The organism is Psychrobacillus sp. NPDC096389, from assembly GCF_044762855.1.
In the GTDB taxonomy this organism is placed as follows: domain Bacteria; phylum Bacillota; class Bacilli; order Bacillales_A; family Planococcaceae; genus Psychrobacillus.
On record NZ_JBIWFB010000002.1, the window covers coordinates 403,157 to 419,117 of the forward strand.

A 15,961-nucleotide genomic window follows, 5' to 3' on the forward strand; every position below is an offset into this window, starting at 1 on the left:
AAGGACAAGCTGTGAAGGAGCTGAGTTTAGAGTGAAGACCATTTTATTAAAATGGAGAGAATGGCGCAATTTTAAATATCTCCCTTTCGTTATCATTCTCTTAACAGCGGTTTGCATGTTCTTTTTATTAATCGGAAATGTGAAAGAAAGTAAATACGATCTAGAACGATTTCAGCTATCCCCGGATACGATTCGTTCTGTCAAAACGATGGAAGACCCTGTCAAAACAGAAGAAGAGAGAGAAAGAGTTGCATCAGAAGTGCTCCCTGTCTATCAATTTCAAGATGAAACTGCAGATAACCAAGCTGCGGTCATCCGCTCCATTTTTGACAATGTACTCGATGTGAAAAAAAATCAGACAGAAGAATTGACAGAAGATGGGGCCGATACATCACTTGCAAAGCTGAAAGAAGAAATGGATGCCTTAACAGAGAATGCAAGCATAATACCTTTTAGCGATGAAGTGTTAACCGTTTTATGGAAGCAGTCGACTCCTGTTTTACGTGAGTCTAAAGAGAAATTATCCACTATTGTAGAAAAAGCATTAAATGAGCCAATCCGGACCGAAAATATATCGTCTGTACGGGAAAAGGTTGCTTCCCAAGTGACGAATACGTTTGGATTTTCGCCAGAATACATGAATATTCTTATCAATATAGCACGTGGAGCAATTGTAGCTACAGAAATCGAAAACGATGAGCTAACGGAGTTACGTATTGAACAAGCTAAAGCAAGTGTCGAACCAACGAGAATTCTCCAAGGGCAAATCCTTGTACAAAAAGGAGAATTAATAGATAGAGAAGTTTATAGACAGATTGAATTGCTTGGAATGTTAACAAATAAAACATCCTATAAACCACCGATAGGTATCGGACTATTCGTTGTACTTACAATGTGGATTTTATTTGCCCAAACATTTCGTAAGAAAGAGAAAACGATTAATAATGCCAAAAACTTAGTTGTCGTTGCTATCAGTTTAATCATTTCTGTCTTATTAATGAAAGTGTTACAATTGGTTGCCTATAATTTTGATGTAGTCATTGCTTTCATATTTCCGACTGCAATGATTTCCATATTTGTTTACTTATTAGTAAATGAACGTGCTGCAGTGATCACCAGTTTTGTTGTCGCTGCTTATGCGGGAATTATTTTTCAAGAAGGTTATACGAATGTTTTTCAAATGGAAATTACGTTATACATATTATTTGGTAGTATAGCAGGAATTTTCGCCATGCAGCGAACACATAATAATTCGCAGATATTTAGAGGTAGCTTTATTGTTTCAGCGGTAAATCTGTTTTTTATTTTATTTTACTTATTAATGACAAAAACAACGTATGAATTTTCCGATATCCTGTTTTATGTTGGAGCAGCCGTTTTATCGGGTATACTATCTGGAGCACTAACGATTGGGATTTTACCATTTTTTGAATCTGTATTTGGTATTTTATCGAAGATGCGGTTAATCGAACTTTCCAATCCAAACCACCCTTTATTAAAAAAGATATTAACGGAAACACCTGGAACGTATCATCATAGTTTAATGGTAGCAAACTTAGCAGATGCAGCTTGTGAAGCGGTTGGTGCGAACGGTTTACTTGCACGTGTAGGTTGCTACTATCATGATGTTGGAAAGACGAAAAGACCTGGATTTTTTATCGAAAATCAAGTAAATGGATATAATCCACACGATAGTTTACCACCAGAAACGAGTCGTGATATTATTATTGCACATGCTGTGGATGGGGCAGAGATATTGCGGAAACATAAAATGCCAAAAGAAATAGTCGATATTGCAGCGCAACATCACGGAACAAGCTTGCTCAAATTCTTTTACTATAAAGCAAAAGAGATGAAGGAAGACATAAACGAGGGGCAGTACAGGTATCCAGGACCTAAACCACAAACAAAAGAAATTGCCATTATTTCAGTTGCGGATAGTGTTGAAGCAGCTGTCCGTTCGATGAAAGAACCAAACGCAGAAAAAATTAGGGAACTAATCCAATCTATTATTAAAGATAAATTACTGGACGGTCAATTTGACGAGTGTGATCTATCTTTAAAGGAAATTAAGAAAATGGAAGAAAGTTTCTGCACAACGATGAATGGGACATTCCATTCCCGTATTGAATACCCAAAATAATGAGGTTAGGGGCAAAAAGAATGCTAGAACTAGATTTAATGGACGAAACAAATACACTTTCCGAAGAAACGTTGGCGCTTGTTGAGAAAGTATTAACTTCTGCAGCGACGCAATTAGCAGTAAAAGAAGGTAGTGAAGTAAGCGTTACATTTGTAACGAACGAGGCTATACAAGAGATCAATAAAACGTATCGCAAGAAAGATATGCCAACAGATGTCATTTCATTTGCAATGGAAGAGATGGGCGAAGGGGAAATCGAAATCAAAGATGCGGACATTCCGACTTTACTTGGTGATATTATTATTTCGGTTGAGCGCACGTCAGAACAAGCAGAGTCATACGGACATACATTTGAACGAGAGCTTTGCTTTTTAGCAGTTCATGGTTTTTTACATTTGCTAGGCTATGATCATGGGACGGGAGAAGAAGAGAAAGAAATGTTCAGCTTACAAGAAACGATTTTACAAGCGTTTGGCTTAAAGCGTGAAGGCCATGGACTTTCGTAAGTTTTTTAAGTCGTTTATATATGCTTTTCAAGGCGTTGTACATGTTGTTAGAAGTGAACAAAATTTTCGTTTCCACATACTAGCTGCAGTCATTGTATTAATCGTAAGCTCCCTTTCAGGGTTAACGAAATGGGAATGGATAATCATAATCATATTGATATGTGGTATGTTCGTGATAGAATTAGTAAACGCGTCGATTGAGCGTGTCGTCGATTTAACATCACCCGAACTACATCCGCTTGCTAAACAGGCAAAGGATCTAGCGGCAGGGGCGTGTCTTGTGTATGCCATTTGCACAGTAATCGTAGGTTTAATCATATTTATCCCGAAATGGTCGGGAATATTATTTTAGAGGTGAACAAGATGGATAAAAAAATGTTATTAGAAGCATCTATTAAAGCGAGAGAAAAAGCATATGTGCCTTACTCGAAATTCCCTGTTGGAGCAGCGCTTTTAACGAAAGACGGCGAAGTGATTCAAGGGTGTAATATTGAAAATTCATCTTTTGGTTTGACTAACTGCGCTGAACGTACTGCTATATTTAAAGCAGTATCTGAAGGAAAAAAAGAATTTGCTGCCATCGCAGTTTCAGGGAATACAGAAGGACCTATTTCTCCTTGTGGCGCATGCAGACAAGTACTTGCAGAATTTTGTGATCAAGATATGCCGGTTTTCTTAACGAACTTGAATGGTCAAGTATTAGAAACGACGGTTGCAGAGTTATTACCGGGTGCATTTACAACGGAGGATTTGGAATATGGAGCAAAATAATAAAGGTTTTAAATCAGGATTTATCTCAATCATTGGACGTCCAAATGTAGGGAAATCCACATTTTTAAATAGAGTAATTGGCCAAAAAATTGCCATCATGAGTGACAAGCCTCAAACAACTCGAAACAAAGTACAAGGTGTCTTAACATTAGATGATAGTCAAATGATTTTCATTGACACTCCAGGTATTCATAAACCAAAGCATAAACTTGGTGACTTCATGTTAAAAGTAGCAAAAAATACACTTCGTGAAGTGGATGCTATTTTGTTCATGGTGAATGCAACAGAACCAAGAGGTAAAGGTGACGAATTCATTATCGATATGCTTGAGAAAAATGAAACACCTGTTTTCTTAGTTATTAATAAAATCGATCAAGTACATCCGGACGATTTAATCGCCATTATTGAATCCTATAAAGACAAGTATGATTTTGCTGAAATTGTACCAATATCCGCCTTGCAAGGAAATAATGTAGATCGTTTGCTTGAAACAATTCAAAAATACTTGCCAGAAGGCCCTCAATATTACCCTGCGGATCAAGTAACGGATCACCCAGAACGATTCATCATCTCTGAGTTGATACGTGAAAAGGTGCTCCATTTAACACGAGAAGAGATTCCTCATTCCATTGCAGTTGTAATTGATAAGATTAAAAAAGAAGAAGACACTGAAAAAGATATGATCCGTGTAATGGCTACAATTATCGTGGAAAGAGACTCCCAAAAAGGCATTGTTATTGGAAAAAGAGGCGCACTTTTAAAAGAAGTGGGCACAAGAGCTCGCCACGATATCGAAATGCTACTTGGGACAAAAGTGTTCTTAGAGTTATGGGTAAAAGTACAAAAAGATTGGCGCAATAAATCGACCCATTTACGAGACTATGGATTTAGAGAAGACGAGTATTAAGAAATAAAATGCGAAAGGCGCCTATAGATAAATATAGGCGCAAAAAGCTAGATACTAAGAAGGAAGGGAAGGCTTTTGCTTCAAAAAGTAGAAGGCATTGTCTTACGGACTTCATCTTACGGAGAAACAGATAAAATTGTCACGATATTTTCAAGAGAATTAGGAAAAAGAGCAGCCATGGCTCGTGGTGCCAAAAAACCAACGAGCCGTCTGTCTTCTATATCCCAGCCTTTCACTTATGGTTATTTTCTAATTCAGCAAGGTAGAGGAATGGGAACGTTACAGCAAGGTGAAATAATCGATTCGATGCGATCTATTCGAGAAGATATTTTTACAACTGCATATGCTAGTTTCATCATGGAGTTAGTAGATAAGTTAATAGAAGATGAGGGACCGAAGCCTCATGTATTTACTATTTTACAAGAGGCCTTGGAGGCTATTTCTGAAGAGTATGATCCAGAAGCGATTAGTTTATTTGTAGAATGGAAAATGCTTCCGATTGCTGGGATTTACCCAGTGTTGCATCAATGTACTAACTGCGGAGCAACGGACGGGGAATTTGCATTTTCTTTCGCTCAAATCGGCTTTCTATGTCACAGATGCTTCTCGGTCGATCCATATTTAATAAGGTTAACACCAGCACAAGTAAAGCTAATTCGCACGTTTTATACGGTTCCGATTAGCCAAGTTGGAAAGCTTACGCTAAAAAAAGAAACAAAGGGCTTTATCAAGAAAATTGTTCGAACTATATATAACGAACAAGTTGGAGTTCGGTTAAAGTCCCAAGGGTTTTTAGATCAAATGGAAAAGACCCCAGAATTTTTTAACCCTAAAAAAGATCCAAGTTCAGAAGACTAACTTCGAACTTGGATCTTTTTGCTTGTCTAAAATTATTTTAGAAAGTAGGGAGTTAACCGAACAATTAGTTCCCTCCGAGCAAATAACTGAGACAAGTGAGCAATGGAAGGTCGTAAGCGAGCAATGTATGTACGTATGCGATCATAAACCTCTGCTGTCCGAGCAAAGGAATCCCACTTCGAACAACTGATTGAACTAACCTAAACATACATCCAACACTAAACAAAAACCAAATTAGACATAGGTCTAATTTGGTTATTTTAGATTAAAACTGCAATTGTTCTTCAATATAAGCTTTTACATCAGCAATCGGCATTCTTGTTTGTTCCATTGAATCACGGTGACGAACCGTTACTTGACCATCTGTTTCGGAATCGAAATCGTAAGTGATACAGAATGGTGTCCCGATTTCGTCTTGGCGACGGTAACGTTTACCAATCGATTGAGACTCGTCATAGTCAACCATGAAATGTTTACTTAAATCAGAGAATAACGCAGTTGCGCCTTCTGATAATTTTTTGGACAATGGTAAAATTGCCGCTTTTACTGGAGCTAGAGCAGGGTGGAATCGTAGTACAGTACGTTTATCGTCACCTTCTAATTGCTCTTCGTCATAAGCTTCGCAAAGGAAAGCTAATGTCACGCGGTCAGCACCAAGAGATGGCTCGATACAATAAGGCACGTAGCGCTCGTTCGTAATTGGATCGATATAATTAAAATCTTCCCCAGAATGTTCCATATGTTGTTTTAAGTCAAAGTCAGTGCGATCAGCGATACCCCATAGCTCGCCCCAACCAAATGGGAATTTATATTCGATGTCTGTCGTAGCATTTGAATAGTGGGACAGTTCATCTTCTGAGTGGTCACGTAAACGAATGCTATCTTCTGCAACCCCTAAGTTTAATAACCAATCTTTACAGTAGTTGCGCCAGAACTCGAACCATTCCATATCTTCTCCTGGCTTGCAGAAAAATTCTAATTCCATTTGTTCAAATTCTCTTGTACGGAATGTAAAGTTACCAGGTGTAATTTCGTTACGGAAGCTTTTTCCTACTTGTGCGATACCAAATGGCATTTTTTTACGCATAGAACGTTGCACATTTTTATAGTTAACGAAGATACCTTGTGCTGTTTCAGGACGTAAGAAAATTTCATTTGTAGAAGACTCTGTTACTCCTTGGAACGTTTTGAACATTAGGTTGAATTGACGAATATCCGTATAGTCAAATTCTCCGCAAGTAGGGCAAACAACATTATGTTCTTTCATGATTTCTTCCATTCTCTCAAACGAAAGGCCGTCAATAACCATTTCAATTCCTTTTTTATCTAGTGCATCTTCGATAATTTTATCTACACGATGACGAGATTTACATTTTTTACAGTCAATCATCGGATCATTAAAATTACCGATATGTCCAGATGCTACCCAAGTTTTTGGATTCATTAGAATAGCTGCATCTAATCCTACGTTGTATGGGGATTCTTGAACGAATTTTTTCCACCAAGCTTTTTTAATATTGTTTTTCAATTCCACACCAAGTGGACCGTAATCCCAAGTGTTCGCAAGTCCGCCATAAATTTCAGACCCTGGGAATACAAAACCTCTTTGTTTTGCTAAGCTTACAACTGTTTCCATTGAAAATTCCATAACAAACCCTCCTATTGTTGAGTGCCCTTAAAAAGAAAAAACTCGTCTCCGGGCCATAATAGCCCGGGGACGAGTTTTATAACCCGCGGTTCCACCCCGATTGATTGTGCAATACAATCCTCTTTAAAAGCATAAGCTCCGAGCTGCCGTTTCCTGTTTTGTGGCCTTTCACTATCACCACTCGCTAGATTACAGTACTTATAATGCTCTTCAACGCTTTATTATTTGTTGCTATTGTATCACGAGCTAGTTTACTTCGCAATAAAGGAGTAAGTAGTATATAATAATTAAGTATGAAGCATAACATTTTGAGGCGGTGATTCCAATCGAACTCAACAAACGGCAAAACGAAATTTTGGACATTGTTAAAGGAAATGGTCCTATTACAGGTGAGCAAATTGCAGAACGACTAAGTTTAACTAGGTCTACCTTGCGACCAGATCTTGCTATTTTAACGATGGCTGGCTTTCTAGACGCCAGACCGCGCGTTGGTTATTTTTATTCTGGCAAAAAAACGAGCCAAGCTATTTCAGATAATATTGCCCAGATGGTAGTAAAAGACTTCCAATCTATTCCGGTTGTTGTAGAAGAAAGCATGACAGTGTATGATGCTATATGTCATATGTTTTTAGAAGATGTAGGATCGTTATTTGTCGTGGATAAACAATCTCTATTATCTGGTGTACTTTCGAGAAAAGACTTTTTACGTACAAGTATAGGCAATCAGGATTTAAATAAACTTCCAGTACATATGATTATGACAAGGATGCCAAATATTACGTATTGCACGAAAGAAGATACGCTTATTGAAGTAGCCAATAAATTAATGAGTCGTCAAATCGATTCATTACCAGTAGTGAAAGAACGAAAAGATGGTTTAGAGGTCGTTGGAAGGGTGACGAAAACGAATATTACACGTGCGTTCTTATCTTTAGCCGATGACCACGACTTATAAGGAGTGACACGATGAAAATGTTAAACCTGTTTATTGTCTCAGATTCAATCGGTGAAACGGGAGAACTAGTGGCAAAAGCGGCGGTAAGTCAGTTTAGACCAGGCCTACAACATACGAAATTAAAGCGATTTACACATATTGATTCATTGGATCATATTAAAGAGATCACGGAGCTTGCAAAAGAACAAGATGCTATTATTTTATATACACTTGTGCAAACAGATATGCGTGATGCATTAATAGAATATTGTAAGGCATATGGGTTAGATTCTGTAGACTTAATCGGTCCGGTGATAAACTTACTCGAGAAAAATTTAGACGAGAGACCATTTGAAGAGCCTGGATTAGTCCGCAAACTAGATGAAGATTACTTTAAAAAGATTGAAGCGATTGAATTTGCAGTAAAATATGATGATGGAAGAGATCCTCGCGGTTTATTGCAAGCGGACATTGTTTTAATTGGCGTTTCAAGAACTTCTAAAACACCATTATCCCAATATTTGGCGCATAAAAGATATAAAGTAGCAAACGTGCCATTAGTACCGGAAGTAGAACCTCCGGAAGAATTATTTCTAGTCGATCCGGCAAAATGTTTTGGATTAGTAATTACACCAGAAAAACTAAATTCTATTCGAAAAGAAAGATTAATAGCTATTGGTTTAAATGATGATGCTAGTTATGCTAAAATAGAACGGATCAATGAAGAAATTAACCATTTCGAAAAAGTAGTAAAAAGAATTGGATGCACTGTAATCGATGTAACCAATAGGGCAGTAGAAGAAACGGCAAATTTAGTAATAAATCATATTCAACAAAAATAATTATAAAAAAATGAACCGATTCACGTTTGTGAAAAGGTTTTTTTGTATTGCGAATCGAATAAAGTATAGATTAAAAATATGAAATGTTTTATAATAGTTAATTGTGGAAAAAAATAATAACTATATGAAACTATTTTTATGAATTATTTTGTCGTTTCTTGCAGGATTTTTATTATTTAACTCGAATTAATAAAGTAGCAAGTAAAGATGGTGAATTAATGACAAATCGTATAGAAGAAGAAGTTATCGAACAAGTTAGGAATAACACAGATATTGTCGATGTTGTTAGCGAATATGTTCAACTAACGAAAAGGGGCAGAAATTATTTTGGTTTATGTCCATTTCACGGTGAACAAACACCATCTTTTTCAGTAACGCAGGAGAAACAGATTTTTCATTGTTTCGGGTGTGGTGCTGGAGGAAATGTAATTACATTTTTAATGGATATCGAAAATTTATCTTTCCAAGATGCAGTAAGTAAACTTGGTAGTAGAATTGGACTTTCGATTGAAGAAAGCTCCTCCGATCATTCAGAAGCAAAAGCACCAGTCTCAAAAGAAGTATCTATTATGAAAAAAGCGCATGAATTTGCTAGCGATTATTTTCATCATTTATTACTTCATACGGAGGAAGGAGAAAATGCATTACATTACTTAGAGGAAAGAGGGTTTTCAACTGAAATCATCGAAAAGTACAAAATCGGCTGGTCATTACCTAATTGGGACGCTTTAACAACATTATTAGCACGAAAAGGTATGGATTTACAAGAAATAGAGAAAACTGGGCTTATTATCCGAAAAGAAAATGAATTAAAGTATTTCGACCGTTTTAGAGGAAGAATCATGTTTCCTGTCTTTGATGAAACAGGACATGTTATCGCTTTTTCAGGGAGAATACTGGAAAAAAGTGAAAATGAAGCAAAATATTTAAATAGCCCGGAATCACCTATATTCCAGAAAAGCCAAGTACTTTATAATTTAGATAAAGCTCGTCTAGAAATTCGTAAACAAAGAAATGTAGTTGTTTTTGAAGGTTTTTTAGATGTGATTGCAGCATCTACAGCTGGAATATCCAATGGCATTGCAACCATGGGGACGGCTTTGACGTCACAACATATAACAAAATTGAATAGATTGACATCAAACGTCACATTATGTTATGACGGGGATAAAGCTGGTATGGAAGCAGCTAAACGAGCAGCCATCTCTTTGCAAGCTCAAAACATCCAAACAGAGGTAGCAATTATACCCGATGCGATGGATCCAGATGATTATATTAAAAACTACGGGGAAGAAGCTTTTCGTACGAAAATTATGGAAAAGCCCCATTCTTATTTATCCTTTATGATGATTGTTTCTAAACGTGATAAGAATTTTAATAACGAAAATGATACTTTACAGTATATTCAAGAAATATTGGAAATACTGAGTGAGAGAAATTCTTCTGTTGAGCGCGATTTATACATCCGACAACTGTCACAAGAAACAAACGTTTCGGAAGAAGCAATCTATCAACATTTACGAAAACTTCAAGGAAAAAAAGCTAAGCAATTTAAAAGTGAGCCATCTGATCCTCTTCCACCAACTCAGGAATTACCTAAAAAGAAGAGGACTTTATCAGCAGATGAGCGAGCGGAACGAATATTACTTTCGCATATGTTACACAATGCACAAATAATTGATGTAGCACGAAATAATGCTGGAGAACAATGTTTCATAAGGGATGCATACGAGGCGGTTTATGTAAGCTTAACCGGTTTTTATGAACAGTATCCAGATGGAGACTATCAACGATTTTTAGAAGTACTTAATGATGCACAACTTAGAAATATAGTAATGGAAGCTGCGCTCTCAGAACGTGATCCAGAACATGAAACTGAGGAAGTCATGGACTGCTTGCGCCATATTCGAAAATACCGGATAGAGCAACAAATTGAGCGAAAGTTACATGAAGCAAAAGAAGCAGAGAAAATGACGGATATGACAAAAGCTTTGCAACTTGCTCAAGAAGCTATTCAGTTAAAAAAGTCGTTAGCAACTTTTGAATAAACATCCGGTAGTAAAAGGAGGATTTCTTATGGCGGACAAGTCTGAACGTACAAAAGAAACGGATATTGAATTATCATTAGAAGAAGCAAAAAAACAATTAATCGAATTAGGTAAAAAAAATGGTGAGTTAACGTATCATGATATTGCGGAAAAACTAGCTCATTTTGAATTGGAATCCGACCAAATTGAAGAATTTATCGATCATCTAGAAGGAAAAGAAATTGAACTTAGCCGAAAAGATGGAGATGAAGAAGATTTAGATCGTTTGATGAAAGGGAAAGAAGAAACTTTCGATTTAAATGATTTAAGTGTGCCACCTGGTGTTAAGATTAACGACCCGGTACGTATGTATTTAAAAGAAATCGGACGTGTAGATCTATTAAAAGCGTCTGAAGAAATTGCACTTGCAGAAAGAATCGAACAAGGGGATGAAGAAGCTAGAAAACGTCTAGCAGAAGCAAACCTTCGATTAGTTGTAAGTATTGCAAAACGTTACGTAGGTCGTGGAATGCTATTCTTAGATTTAATCCAAGAAGGAAATATGGGACTTATTAAAGCTGTAGAAAAGTTTGATCACCGTAAAGGATTCAAATTTAGTACGTATGCTACTTGGTGGATTAGACAAGCGATTACTCGTGCAATAGCAGACCAAGCCCGTACCATTCGTATTCCAGTGCATATGGTCGAAACAATCAATAAATTAATTCGTGTACAAAGACAATTACTACAAGACTTAGGTCGCGAACCTTCTCCTGAGGAAATTGGAGAAGAAATGGACTTACCACCAGAAAAAGTGCGCGAAATCTTAAAGATTGCACAAGAGCCAGTTTCTTTAGAAACGCCTATTGGAGAAGAAGACGATTCGCATCTAGGCGATTTTATCGAAGATGCGGATGCTCAATCCCCTTCAGATCACGCTGCGTATGAACTCTTAAAAGAACAGTTAGAAGATGTATTAGATACCTTAACAGACCGTGAAGAAAACGTACTACGTCTTCGATTCGGTTTAGATGATGGACGTACAAGAACGCTAGAGGAAGTTGGAAAAGTATTTGGTGTTACGCGTGAACGTATTCGTCAAATCGAAGCGAAAGCATTACGCAAGCTTCGCCATCCTTCTCGCAGTAAACGTCTAAAAGATTTCTTAGAATAATTTTTTCGAAGAGACATCCTTGTAGGGTGTCTTTTTCTGCTTTATACTTAATGTTAACTGTCAGATGAAATGAGGACGAGAAATGTCAGTTCAACGTAAGCAAATTATCCTAAATGAGATTGCTTTTTGGAAGAAAAATAAACTACTTCCAGAACATTATTGCGATTTTCTAACAGCACTGTATGCGCAAGGAGAAGAGGTAGCAGATGATAGAAAAGAGAAGCATACCGAAGCAGTTCTTGCAAAGGAAAAAAAGAATAAAAACCTACTATATGTAGGACTTGGAATTGTTACAATTCTATTAATAGCTTCCCTAATATTAATTACGACTGCTGCCTTTATACCCATTATCGCATCGGGAATTGCTATTTGTTCATTTCTATACATAGCTAGTAAACTAGCAAAAACAAAATCCGTGATGACGCCCATATTATTCGTTTTTTCCGCATTATTGCTTTTAGGAATATCGTTTAAAGTGTGGGATGTTTACTTTTTCGATTATCCAAGCGTGTTAATTGGTTTGATCATTGCCAACTGCTTAATATGGTTGTTTTCAGGACTACTATTAAAGCTAGTGTATTTTAGCGTTTCAGGAATTGTAGGAACAGTGCTTATTGTTTTTTACATGTTCCGCTTTTATCTTTAATTAGCTTCTTTTATCAAAACCAACTGATTTAATTAGTTGGTTTTTTTGTGCGACAGGCAGGTCCTGATTTGATCGTTGTATGTGGATACTGCACGGTAGTTACCGCTATATTTCCGTTGGGCGAGTGACGAGACGCAACATCGCTAACGCTCTTGTAGGGTTTCACACTGGCGTCCAAAATCCCAAAGAATGGCTAAGGGCAATCAAAAAGCTATTATAAGCAACTAATTTTAGTATGAAAGCAACTAAAATCAGTATGAGAGCAACTAAATTGCCGTTGAAAGCAACTAATTTCTCACAATAGCAAGTTTACTTGGATTGAGACGACCGTGATTTAGAAGTATTATAGGAATAATATGCCTAAAAGCCTGTCGCACCTGGCTGGTCGGCATCTGCTCGACTAGTTTATCGTGTTCAAAGGCAAGATTGTCTCGTTCGACCATTCAGTGTTAATTTCGGACACTAATAAGTAAGTTTTTTTCATTGATTTTCACTGCAGGGCGGCGACTCCGAAGGGATCAAGTGAGTAAGATGAGACTTCTCAACGTACGCGCGTAGGCGCGGCGGTGAAGGCTCATCACTCACCCCACGGAAAGCGTCCGTCCTGCAGCGAAAATCACAGTGGATACTAATAGAGCAATATACCGCGCAGTATCCCCATAATGCTTCACAGGTAGTTCTATTAAGCATTCACTAAAATTATATAAAAAAAATAACTTACTATTTTAAATTTAGCTTGTAATTGAAAACCCTTTCAGTTTATAATCGATATAAACCGATTTACTAAACCGGTTTATAAACAAAAAGTAAATACATTTATGACTAGTTTTATTAATAACTAGAATAGAAAAGTGCTACTCATGTGAAGGGAGTAAATGATTTTGGTTTCAAATTATGGTGTTTTTACACTAGGGGATGCTCTGATTACATTTAATCCATCCGTTACTGGACCATTGAGATATGTCCCAACTTTCTCACGAAAAGTGGGAGGGGCGGAATTGAACTTTGCGATTGGTTGTGCACGCTTAGGGCTTAAGTCAAAGTGGATGAGTCGTTTAGGTGGCGATGAATTCGGTCGAGTTATTTATAATTTTGCACGTGGTGAAGGAATTGATGTTACAGAAGTAAAGTTAGTGGATGGCTATCCTTCTTCTTTAAATTTTAAAGAAATTAGGGAAGACGGTTCCGGAAAAACATTTTACTATCGATATCAATCACCTATTTTAACGATGGAACCAAGCGATATTACGGAAGCAGTGCTCGATGGTGTGGATATTGTTCATTTAACAGGTGTCTTTTTAGCAATTAATCCTAAAAATATTGATATCACCATGGAAATATTAAAGCTTGCGAAAGAAAAGGATATTCCCGTCTCGTTTGACCCGAATATCAGGCTGAAGCTTTGGACAATAGAAGAAGCAAAAGCTGCCTATATAAAAATATTTCCATATGTTGATATTTTGCTAACTGGAAGAGATGAAATTGAGTTAATACATGGGGATTCTTCCAAAGAATCGTTAGAGGCACTTGCAAAAAGCTTCGAAATTGCACATCTGGTTATAAAAGATGGTGGAAACGGATCAAAAGTATTCTTTAGCGGCGAGTGGCATGAAAAAGAAGCATTTAAAGTAACACCTATTGATACAGTAGGTGCAGGAGACGGCTTCGATGCTGGTTATATTTATTCCTATTTACATAATTATTCTCCACTTGAAAGTCTACAATTTGCGAATGGAGTAGGAGCGCTTGTGACAACAGTTTCAGGCGACAATGAAGGACTACCTGAACTCGATGAAGTAGTTGCGTTTATTCGAAATGAAAAAGTTATTGAGAGATGAGGGAAAACGATGAAAGCAGTCCAAGTAAGAAAAGCTTATGACTTAGTCATTAATGAAGTGGAAAAACCTCAAATTTCATCTGCGACAGATGTACTTGTGAAAGTGAAACGTGTTGGTATTTGCGGTTCTGATATGCATATTTATCACGGAACAAACCCATTAGCAACGTTACCACGAGTTGTAGGACACGAAGTAGCTGGGGAAGTAATAGAAGTTGGAAACGAAGTAACGAAATTAAAAGTTGGAGACCATGTAGTAGTAGAACCAATCAGGTACTGTGGTGAATGCTATGCATGTCGAAAAGGTCGTTCAAATGTTTGCGAAAAATTGTCTGTTTTTGGCGTTCATGAAGATGGCGGTATGCGAGAATACTTTGTACTTCCAGAAAAACAGCTCCATTCAGTGGATTCATCCCTTGATTGGAACGAAATAGTAATGGCTGAGCCTTATACTATTGGAGCTCAAGCTACTTGGAGAGGCCAGGTAGAACAAGGAGATACAGTACTTATTCAAGGAGCTGGACCAATCGGCATTTGTATTTTAAAATTTGCAAAACTACGAGGGGCTAGCGTAATGGTTTCTGATTTGAGCGAGGAACGTCTAGCATTCGCTCGTGAAAACGGTGCAGATGTAACGGTAAATGCCGGTACAGAAAACGTAAAAGAACAAGTGATGAAATGGACAAAAGATGAAGGCGTTAATAAAGTAATTGACGCTGTATGCTTACCTACTACATTTGAACTTTCCGTAGATGTTGTTTCACCGGCAGGAACAGTTGTTGTACTTGGTTTCGATGAAAGACCATCCCAAATAGCACAAATGCCAATTACGAAAAAAGAAATAACAATCGTTGGTTCTAGGCTGCAAACAAATCAGTTTGCTGGAGTAGTTGAGTTATTAAATGACGGAAAACTCCAGCATAATGGGCTAGTTACACATACCTTTGCTTTAGACAATGTGCAAGAAGCATTTACATTTGTTGAAAATAATCCAGATAAAGTACGAAAAGCTGTTATTGTTTTTGACTAAGGAGGGTATCTACAGATGAGTAAACATAGTACATTAACACAGTTAACGGAGTCTAAAGTAGTTGCTGTTATTAGAGGAGAAAGCGCAGAAGAGGCAGTTCAATTAACAAAAGCAGCAGTAGATGGTGGTATTCGAGCAATTGAGTTAACGTATACAACACCACAAGTACAGAAAGCATTTGAAGAGCTACAAGATGTGGATGCTCTGCTAGGTGCAGGAACGGTGCTTGATTCTGAAACGGCAAGACACGCAATTCTAAACGGTGCAAAATTTGTCGTAAGTCCCCATTTTAGTGAGGAAGTTGCAACTGTATGTAACAGGTATGGGATTCCTTATTTACCTGGTTGCATGACAATTCGAGAAATGGTGAAAGCGCTAGAAGCAGGATGCGATATTTTAAAACTTTTCCCAGCCAATAATTTTAGTCCATCTTTCATTAAGTCAGTTAAAGGACCACTTCCCCATGTGCAAATCATGCCTACAGGTGGGATTAATGCAGGGAATATGAAAGAATGGATCGATGCGGGAGCTGTGGCAGTAGGAGTAGGCAGTGATTTAAACAAAGCATATAAATCAGGCGGCTATGAAGCAGTTGTAGAAGCAAGCAAAAAGTATATTGAAGCAAGCACATATTGAAA

15 protein-coding genes are annotated in these 15,961 nt (G+C 37.4%); 14 read left to right on the plus strand and 1 reads right to left on the minus strand.

Features of this window, described 5'->3' with window-relative positions; translation table 11 throughout:
- Nucleotides 1-31 precede the first annotated feature (31 nt).
- The 6 genes from ACIQ38_RS08345 (at nt 32) to recO (ending at nt 5,185) form a co-directional block, all read left to right on the plus strand.
- The gene (locus ACIQ38_RS08345; RefSeq protein WP_402820807.1) at nt 32-2,143 is read left to right on the plus strand and encodes an HD family phosphohydrolase; all 2,112 of its coding nucleotides are present in this window, start codon (nt 32-34) and stop codon (nt 2,141-2,143) included.
- 20 nt (nt 2,144-2,163) lie between these two features.
- Complete coding sequence (gene ybeY, locus ACIQ38_RS08350; RefSeq protein ID WP_402820809.1) at nt 2,164-2,649, plus strand: rRNA maturation RNase YbeY; 486 nt, start codon at nt 2,164-2,166, stop codon at nt 2,647-2,649.
- Entirely contained in the window at nt 2,636-3,001 is a 366-nt protein-coding gene (locus ACIQ38_RS08355) for a diacylglycerol kinase family protein (RefSeq protein ID WP_402820811.1), read from the plus strand. The genes ybeY and ACIQ38_RS08355 overlap by 14 nt, the downstream gene beginning before the upstream one ends.
- Before the next feature lie 11 nt (nt 3,002-3,012).
- On the plus strand, nt 3,013-3,420 hold the full coding sequence (locus tag ACIQ38_RS08360) for a cytidine deaminase (RefSeq protein ID WP_282243543.1): 408 nt from the start codon (nt 3,013-3,015) through the stop codon (nt 3,418-3,420).
- The gene (gene era, locus ACIQ38_RS08365) at nt 3,407-4,327 is read left to right on the plus strand and encodes a GTPase Era (protein WP_402820815.1); all 921 of its coding nucleotides are present in this window, start codon (nt 3,407-3,409) and stop codon (nt 4,325-4,327) included. Before ACIQ38_RS08360 ends, era begins: the two co-directional genes overlap by 14 nt.
- A 75-nt stretch (nt 4,328-4,402) precedes the next feature.
- Entirely contained in the window at nt 4,403-5,185 is a 783-nt protein-coding gene (gene recO, locus ACIQ38_RS08370) for a DNA repair protein RecO (RefSeq protein ID WP_402820818.1), read from the plus strand.
- 265 nt (nt 5,186-5,450) lie between these two features.
- Here the strand turns inward: recO and ACIQ38_RS08375 are convergent, their stop codons facing one another.
- Nucleotides 5,451-6,833, minus strand: coding sequence for a glycine--tRNA ligase (locus ACIQ38_RS08375; RefSeq protein ID WP_402820821.1), 1,383 nt, complete (start codon nt 6,831-6,833; stop codon nt 5,451-5,453).
- 316 nt (nt 6,834-7,149) lie between these two features.
- On the opposite strand from ACIQ38_RS08375, the gene ccpN reads away from it, so the two are divergent.
- From ccpN to ACIQ38_RS08415, 8 genes are all read left to right on the plus strand, one after another.
- The gene (gene ccpN / locus ACIQ38_RS08380) at nt 7,150-7,788 is read left to right on the plus strand and encodes a transcriptional regulator CcpN (RefSeq protein ID WP_402820824.1); all 639 of its coding nucleotides are present in this window, start codon (nt 7,150-7,152) and stop codon (nt 7,786-7,788) included.
- A gap of 11 nt (nt 7,789-7,799) precedes the next feature.
- Nucleotides 7,800-8,609 (plus strand): pyruvate, water dikinase regulatory protein, encoded by an 810-nt coding sequence (locus tag ACIQ38_RS08385; protein WP_402820827.1) that lies wholly within the window; start codon nt 7,800-7,802, stop codon nt 8,607-8,609.
- Nucleotides 8,610-8,827: 218 nt separating this feature from the next.
- Nucleotides 8,828-10,657, plus strand: coding sequence for a DNA primase (dnaG, locus tag ACIQ38_RS08390; protein ID WP_402820830.1), 1,830 nt, complete (start codon nt 8,828-8,830; stop codon nt 10,655-10,657).
- A gap of 28 nt (nt 10,658-10,685) precedes the next feature.
- Complete coding sequence (gene rpoD, locus ACIQ38_RS08395; RefSeq protein WP_142538295.1) at nt 10,686-11,810, plus strand: RNA polymerase sigma factor RpoD; 1,125 nt, start codon at nt 10,686-10,688, stop codon at nt 11,808-11,810.
- An 82-nt stretch (nt 11,811-11,892) separates the two neighbouring features.
- Nucleotides 11,893-12,456: a hypothetical protein gene (locus tag ACIQ38_RS08400; protein ID WP_402820833.1), complete on the plus strand. Its 564-nt coding sequence runs from the start codon at nt 11,893-11,895 to the stop codon at nt 12,454-12,456.
- An 881-nt stretch (nt 12,457-13,337) separates the two neighbouring features.
- Nucleotides 13,338-14,294: a sugar kinase gene (locus ACIQ38_RS08405; protein ID WP_402820836.1), complete on the plus strand. Its 957-nt coding sequence runs from the start codon at nt 13,338-13,340 to the stop codon at nt 14,292-14,294.
- 9 nt (nt 14,295-14,303) lie between these two features.
- Entirely contained in the window at nt 14,304-15,323 is a 1,020-nt protein-coding gene (locus ACIQ38_RS08410; protein ID WP_402820839.1) for a zinc-binding alcohol dehydrogenase family protein, read from the plus strand.
- Nucleotides 15,324-15,338: 15 nt separating this feature from the next.
- On the plus strand, nt 15,339-15,959 hold the full coding sequence (locus tag ACIQ38_RS08415; RefSeq protein WP_402820842.1) for a bifunctional 2-keto-4-hydroxyglutarate aldolase/2-keto-3-deoxy-6-phosphogluconate aldolase: 621 nt from the start codon (nt 15,339-15,341) through the stop codon (nt 15,957-15,959).
- Nucleotides 15,960-15,961 lie beyond the last annotated feature (2 nt).